This is a genomic window from Sphingomonas parapaucimobilis NBRC 15100, assembly GCF_000787715.1.
Lineage (GTDB): Bacteria > Pseudomonadota > Alphaproteobacteria > Sphingomonadales > Sphingomonadaceae > Sphingomonas > Sphingomonas parapaucimobilis.
Genome location: NZ_BBPI01000022.1, coordinates 20,475 through 27,489, shown reverse-complemented (window position 1 = coordinate 27,489; position 7,015 = coordinate 20,475). Strand labels below are relative to the sequence as shown.

Below are 7,015 nucleotides of genomic sequence, written 5' to 3'. Positions count from 1 at the left end.
AGAGGACGACCTATGTGGTCATCCCCCTCCACCAGCCTGCGGCTGGTCCCCCTCCCCGTACCGGGGAGGATTTAAGACTTACCCCTTCGCCAGCCGCTTCTGGTTCGCCGTGACTGCCTTGTGAACCGGCGCCATCGCCTGCACCGGCATCGACGCACCGATCAGCATCGCGCGCGCCATCGCTTCCCAGGCATCCAGCATGTTCCCATGCGGGTCGTGCCGCGACAGCCGCGACAACGCCGCCTGATCCCGGTTCCACACCTTCGCCGACTGGTCGAAGGCCTTCACCTTCTCGCTGACCATCAGCGTCATTTCCGCCGCCGAAGACGTGCCCGTCGCCATCGCGCCCATGCGCGAGGCGATGACGCTCTGCGCGCTCAGCATCGACTCGCCCGCCATCACCGCGAATCGTGCGGGTGCGGTCCAGAAGGATATCCACGCCATCGGATCATAGGGATTCGCCATCGCGTCAGTACCTTCCCGTCATGCCCGGCCGAGTCAGAAAATCCGCTCGCCGAAGACGTTGCCGGTCGGGCTATAGCGACAAACGAGGAAATCGTCGCGCGCATTGCTCGCCATCGCGCAACCGACCGCCGTGGAACGCGCCCAGACGATCTGTGTGTAATGCGCCACATCGCCGAACTGGCCGGTCCGGCTGGCCTGCGGCACGGGCAGATTCACGAAGTCGCGCTTTTCGGCGACCCAATGCCCGATCATCTCGTCATAGCGATAGGCGCCGCGCGTGCCGGTCCACAGATTCTCGCCCTGCCGCGTCGGTCCCTGCGGCTGTTCGGCATGTTCGAAGCGGCCGGTGCGCGCCAGGTCCTGCGCATAGGCCAGCGCGCTCGCCGCCAGCCCCTCGTCCCAGACCAGCGGGCGCAAACCGACCTCTGCACGCGCCGCCCGGTGGCCGTTCAACATGGCCTGCCGCAACAAACCAGCTCCCCGCGGCGCGGGCGCATCCGAGGTCCGCTGCTCGACGATCCGGGGCGGCGGCCGCTCCACCCCGCCGGTCTGCGAGGGGATCATCGGCCCGCATCCCGCCAGCAGGATCGCGGCGGCCGATAACGATAAGAGATGGCGAAGCGTGCGCATCGCCGCCATATCGGGGCGCATCATGTCCTCCGCAATATCGCCGTCCCCCGCCCCGCTCGCGCTTTATGTCCATTGGCCCTTCTGCGTCTCCAAATGCCCTTATTGCGACTTCAACAGCCATGTCCGCGAGTCGGTGGACCAAGCCGTCTGGGCCGATGCGATGCTCGCCGATCTGGCCCATGAAGCCGCCATTCTGCCGGGACGGCGGCTGACCTCGATCTTTTTCGGCGGCGGCACCCCCTCGCTGATGCCACCCGCCACCGTCGCCGCGATCCTGAACGCGGCCGAGCGCCACTGGGGCTTTGCCGAGGGGATCGAGGTCACGCTGGAGGCCAATCCCTCCTCGGTCGAGGCCGCGCGCTTCGCCGATCTCGCCGCCGCCGGGGTCAACCGCGCCTCGCTGGGCGTGCAGGCGCTGGATGACGAGGCGCTGCGTTTCCTGGGTCGCGCGCATGGCGTGGACGAGGCGCTGCGCGCGCTCCAGACCGCGCAGGAGCAGTTCGGGCGGGTCAGCTTCGACCTGATCTATGCCCGCCCCGGCCAGCCCCTGCCCGAGTGGGAAGCCGAGCTGACCCGGGCGATCGGCTATGGGACCGAGCATCTGTCGCTCTATCAGCTGACCATCGAGCCGGGCACGCGCTTCCATACCGAGGCAGCGGCCGGGCGGCTGGTCATTCCGGACGGCGACGCCGCCGCCGACCTGTTCGAGACGACGCGCGCGATCACCGCCGCCGCAGGCCTTCCCGCCTATGAGACCTCCAACCATGCCCGGGTCGGCGCGGAGAGCCGCCACAACCTGACCTATTGGCGTTACGGCGATTATGCCGGGATCGGCCCCGGCGCGCACGGCCGCCGCGAAGGCGTCGCCACCGCGCGACGCAAGAAACCGGAAAATTGGATAGGTGCCGTCGACCGCAACGGCCATGGCATCGAGCTGGAGGAAACCCTCCCCCCGGCCACCCGCGCGACCGAAGCGCTGGTCATGGGCCTGCGCCTGGCCGAAGGCGTCGACCTGTCCCGCGTCGCCGCACTGGCCGAGGGACGCGAGATGGTGAACCACGCCGCCGTCACCACCCTGGCGCGACAGGGTCTGGTCCGCCTGGACGGCGAGCGGTTGATCGTCACCGAGGCGGGGGCGCTCCTGCTCGACGCGATCCTGCGTGAGGTGGTGCTGTAAGCCACCTGTTTCCCGGCGAGCGCGTTTTTATAGACCGCGACGGTGCCGTTGCCGCGGAAGGGCTGACATACGCAACATCGGCATAGCCTTGACGGCTCCTGTTGCAGCAAAGCAACATCTGAACGTGAAATGAATGACATTTCAGGTCACATTTGGTATTTTTTGATACCTTTATCACATAAGTTAGTTTTTCTGTAAAAAATCAGTCATTTAATAGGTGATATAGATCAATAATACAATAAATTATACTATATTGACCCCCCTTCGACGCTTTGCCTAAGTTGAGCGCAAGGCCACACCAATAAATTTGGGGCCTTGCCAAATGCCATGCTCGATATCGGGCGGGCATATGAGGGGGATATCATTGATGAGCATGGTAACAATGCGGCGTCGCCGCAAAGGCATACTCTTGTCCGCAGCAGCCGCGATCGTCGCCGCTTCCGGACTTACCGTCGTTGCGACGCCGGCATCCGCCCAAGGCTATGTGAACGTCATCGCTGGCGGCTCGGTCACCGACGCTGCAGGCAAACCGGTTGCGGGGGCAACGGTCACGGTGACATCTGGCGCACAGGGCTTCACCCGCAGCGCGACCACCGACAAGGACGGCAGCTATCAGATTCCGGAATTGCCGCCCGGCAGCTACAGCTTCACAATCACCGCTCCGGGCTATGCCACCTACCGCGAGGACGAAGTCCAACTACGCGCCGGTTCCGCCTCCAACCGCTTCGCCTTGGGTGCCGAAAGCACGTCTGGTGAAATCACCGTGTCGGGTCGACGCATCCGTACATCTGACTTCGACAGCACCACGACCGGATCGGTCATTGACGTTTCCGATATCGCGACCCGCCTGCCTGTCGGTCGTGACCTCCAGTCGGTCATCCTACTCGCGCCAGGCGCCAATGCGGGTGCAGGAGCATTCGGCGGCCTGCCATCGATCAACGGCTCTGCGGTGTCGGAAAACGCGTTCTTCGTAAACGGCCTGAACATAACCGACTTCCGCAAGAGCCTCTACGCGGTGACGGTGCCTTTCGACTTCTACCAGACCGTCGACGTCAAGGCAGGCGGCTATGCGGCCGAATTCGGTCGTTCGACCGGTGGCTTCATCAACGCAACGACCAAGTCGGGTTCGAACGAATTCCATGGCGGTATCCTGTTCAACTGGAACCCCGACTCGCTAGTCACGCGGACCAAGGATACGATTTACTCGGCGAACGAGTTTACGCGCAGCGAGTCCTCCAGCATGACGGCCGAACTGTCTGGCCCATTGTGGAAGGATCACCTCTTCTTCTATGGCCTGTACCAAGCGCGCAATGTTGCTTCCACGGGTGCTGGTCGTCAGTTCTTTCCGGCAACCAACACCTTCCTCGGCACCTCGCGCAGCTTCTATCGCACGACATCACCCTTCTACGGCGGCAAGATCGATGCGGTCATAACCAATGGGCAACGCCTGGAATTCACCTATTTCAACACGTCCGGTGAAGAAACCACTCGCCGGTACGGCAACACCAATTCGCTTGCCAACCGCTTCAATCTGACGACGGGGCAGGATGGCCCCTATCAGGGTTATACCTACGGCAAATATGGCGGCTCGAACTATGTCGGCCGCTACACCGGTGTGATGAGCAATTGGCTGACTGTCTCCGCCGCTTATGGGCGCAACGAGAACATCTCGTTCGGCCAGTCGATCAATTCCGCCAACTCGACCCTGCCACCCGTCAGCGACTCGCGTACCGATCAGTCGATCAGCCTGACCAATCCAGGTGGTGCGATCAATTCGGCTCAGGACGTGCGCAAATTCTATCGCGGCGACGTCGACGTCTACTTCAAGCTGCTCGGCGCTCATCACGTTCGCTTCGGCTATGATCGGGAAGACCTGTCCTCGGTGGTGCAGAATCTCGGCAACGGCAACGGCATCAACTACACGATCCTGAAGAGCCGTCCAGGCGATCAGTTCGGCGTGCCAGTCGGAACCGATTATGTCCGCCAGAGCACCTACCAAGTCGGCGGCGGCTTCTCGTCGCGTAACGATGCCTTCTACGTTCAGGACAGCTGGTCGCTGATGGAGAACCGGCTGAACCTCAACGTTGGCCTGCGTCTCGACCGGTTCGAGAACAAGAATGGTGACGGTGACACTTTCTACAAGTCGGGCAATCAGTGGGGTCCGCGTCTGGGCTTCGCCTTCGATCCGATCGGCAACCAGACCGACAAGTTCTTCGGCAGCTACAGCCGTTTGTACGTTCCGGTGCCTGCAAACACGAACATTCGTCTAGCTGGCGGCGAGACCTATTATACCCGCACCAACTTGCTGGCAGGCCTTGGCGCGAACAATGTGCCGATCCTCGGCTCGCCGGTCCTCTATGCCGGTGCAGCCAACTGCCCCGATACTGGGATCGCCAACTGCGACGTCACCGGCACCGGCAAGGCACCCGATACGCGTTCAGTAGTAGCCCAGGACTTGAAGCCGCAATCCGCAGACGAATTGATCTTCGGTTATGAAAAGCGGATCGACCGCTGGCGTTTCCAGACGTTCCTGACGGTCACGCGCCTCAACGAAGTGCTGGAGGACGCCGCAATCGACCTGGCCGTCAACAATTATTGCACGGCGCAGAAGATCGCGGGGTGTGACCAAATCTGGAATGGTTTCCACCAGTATGTTCTGATCAATCCGGGTTCTCCCGCCGCGATCACGCTGTCGGACCCGGTCAACGGCGAAACCTCGCTGCGCACCGTCAACTTCACGGCCGCCGAGCTTGGATATCCCAAGGCGCAACGCTTCCACCGTTCGATGACCTTCCGCGTGTGGCGTGAATTCGACGGCGTGTGGAGCATCGAAGGCTCGTATGTCTACGGCAAGACCTATGGCAATTACGAAGGCGGCGTGAAAAGTGACAACGGGCAGAGCGACACCGGCCTGACCCAAGACTTCGACCAGCCCGGCCTGACGCGCGGCATGTATGGCTATACGCCGAACGATCGCCGTCATGTCTTTAAGCTGTTCGGCAGCTATCAGCTGGGCATCTTCAACATCGGCGGCGTCTTCTCCGCCACCGCGCCGCGCAAATATGGTTGTATCGGCACGGTTCCTCGCTCGGTCGACCCTTATGCCCGTGCTTACGGTGCGGCGGGTGCCTATTGCCAGGTGAGGCCGGACGGCTCGATCAACACCGATCCGACGGTGGCCTTCCCGGTTCAGTTGGTCCGGCGGGGCACGGCGTTCAGCGGACGCTGGCTCTTCACCGACGATATCGACATCTCGACGAAGATCCCGATTGGCCGTTCGACTGCGACACTGCGTCTGTCGGTGTTCAACGTCCTGAATCTCCAGACGCCGAACAATTTCAGCGAATTCGGCACGACCAGCAACGGCACCGCGTCGATCTTCTACCGACAGATCCAAGGCTATCAGGCTGCACGCCGTGCCCGGATTCAATTCCAGTACGCCTTCTGATCCTTACCCCCAAGGGTTGCCCAGACCGATGGTCGGGGCAACCCTGGACCTGGGGCTGGGCCGAGCGATCGGCCAGGCCCCATTTTTATTATACGGTCATTATAGTGGCCTCGCCAATCATCCCCCGAACCCGGTCGGTGCTGGGCTGACGGTCACGGCGGTGCCGTCGCGCAGTTCCTGCACCTCCAGCGCGCGTTCGGCCACGCCGTCGCGGCCGAAGCGAAAGGCGCCGTCGATCCCGGCGAAGCCGTCCGAGGCGCGCAGCCGTGCCTCGGGGAAGGGCGCGTTCATCTTCCAGTCGCGCGCGATCCGCACGGTCAGCAGAACCGCGTCATACCCCAGGCTCGACAAACGATAGGGGGCAGCGCGGAAGCGGGCGCGGTACTTGGTCGCATATTGACGGTAGAGCGTGTTGGAGACGCTGGCGAACCACGCACCGTTCAGCGCGGCGCGCGCGGCGATGCCCGATTCGGAATTCCACAATTCGGTGCCCAGCAGCCGCGTGTTCGCCCCCGGCCCGCGCTTGAGGATGGGCGCGGCCGCCGCCGCCGTTGCGCCGCCATCGGCGATCAGCACGGCGTCATAGGGAGCCTTGGCGTTCAGCCGCTGTGCCGCCGCGCCGATGCCGCCCACGACCCGGCCATAGGGCTGGAGCGAGACGACCTGCCCTCCCGCCCCTTCGACCGCCCGCAGGAAGGCGGTGGAGGCCCGTTCGCCATAAAGGCCGTTGGGAACCAGCCCGGCAAAGGTCGTGACGCCGCGTCCGCGCGCATAGGTGACGACCCGGTCGATCGACTGGGCGGGGGTATAGCCCATCAGATACGTGCCGTTCCCGGCCACGCCCGCATCGTTGGAAAAGCTGATGACCGGCACCCGCGCGGTATGCGCGATCGGCGCGACGGCGCGGACATCCTCGGACAAGAGCGGCCCCAGGATCAGCTGCGCGCCCTCGGCGATCGCCTTCTGCGCCGCAGCGCCCGCGCCGTTCGCGGTATCGTAATTGGTGATGCGGATCGTGTCGGCCTGCGCATCGAGCAGCGCCATCATCGTCGCATTGGCGATCGACTGGCCCACCCCGGCATTGCTGCCCGACAAGGGCACGAGCAGCGCGATGCGATGGCGCGCGGTGTCACGGGGCAGCCCCGCCTCCGGCTCGGTCGAGGGGCGCGGGGTGGTCGGCACCGGCCGCGACTCGGGCTGTTCCACCGGCCCGCGCGGCACGATCGTCTGACAGGCGGCCAGCGCCAGCGTCGTCGCCAGCGCGACGGCGCGCCCCATACGCCCCGTCGAAAATG

5 protein-coding genes are annotated in these 7,015 nt (G+C 63.8%); 2 read left to right on the top strand and 3 right to left on the bottom strand.

Going from position 1 to position 7,015, the window contains the following annotated elements; genetic code table 11:
* Positions 1-78: 78 nt before the first annotated feature.
* Together SP5_RS04295 and SP5_RS04290 are read right to left on the bottom strand one after the other, a co-directional pair.
* On the bottom strand, positions 79-465 hold the full coding sequence (locus tag SP5_RS04295; protein WP_042484572.1) for a hypothetical protein: 387 nt from the start codon (positions 463-465) through the stop codon (positions 79-81).
* A gap of 33 nt (positions 466-498) precedes the next feature.
* Positions 499-1,119, bottom strand: a complete 621-nt coding sequence (locus SP5_RS04290) for a CAP domain-containing protein (protein WP_245613398.1) — start codon at positions 1,117-1,119, stop codon at positions 499-501.
* Here SP5_RS04290 and hemW point away from each other — a divergent pair.
* Both hemW and SP5_RS04280 read left to right on the top strand, forming a co-directional pair.
* The gene (hemW, locus tag SP5_RS04285; RefSeq protein ID WP_042484587.1) at positions 1,118-2,272 is read left to right on the top strand and encodes a radical SAM family heme chaperone HemW; all 1,155 of its coding nucleotides are present in this window, start codon (positions 1,118-1,120) and stop codon (positions 2,270-2,272) included. The genes SP5_RS04290 and hemW overlap by 2 nt on opposite strands.
* Before the next feature lie 367 nt (positions 2,273-2,639).
* The gene (locus SP5_RS04280) at positions 2,640-5,720 is read left to right on the top strand and encodes a TonB-dependent receptor (RefSeq protein WP_167334673.1); all 3,081 of its coding nucleotides are present in this window, start codon (positions 2,640-2,642) and stop codon (positions 5,718-5,720) included.
* Between the two features lie 117 nt (positions 5,721-5,837).
* Here the strand turns inward: SP5_RS04280 and SP5_RS04275 are convergent, their stop codons facing one another.
* A complete protein-coding gene (locus SP5_RS04275; protein WP_042484568.1) occupies positions 5,838-6,998 on the bottom strand; it encodes a penicillin-binding protein activator in 1,161 nt (386 codons plus the stop codon).
* Positions 6,999-7,015 lie beyond the last annotated feature (17 nt).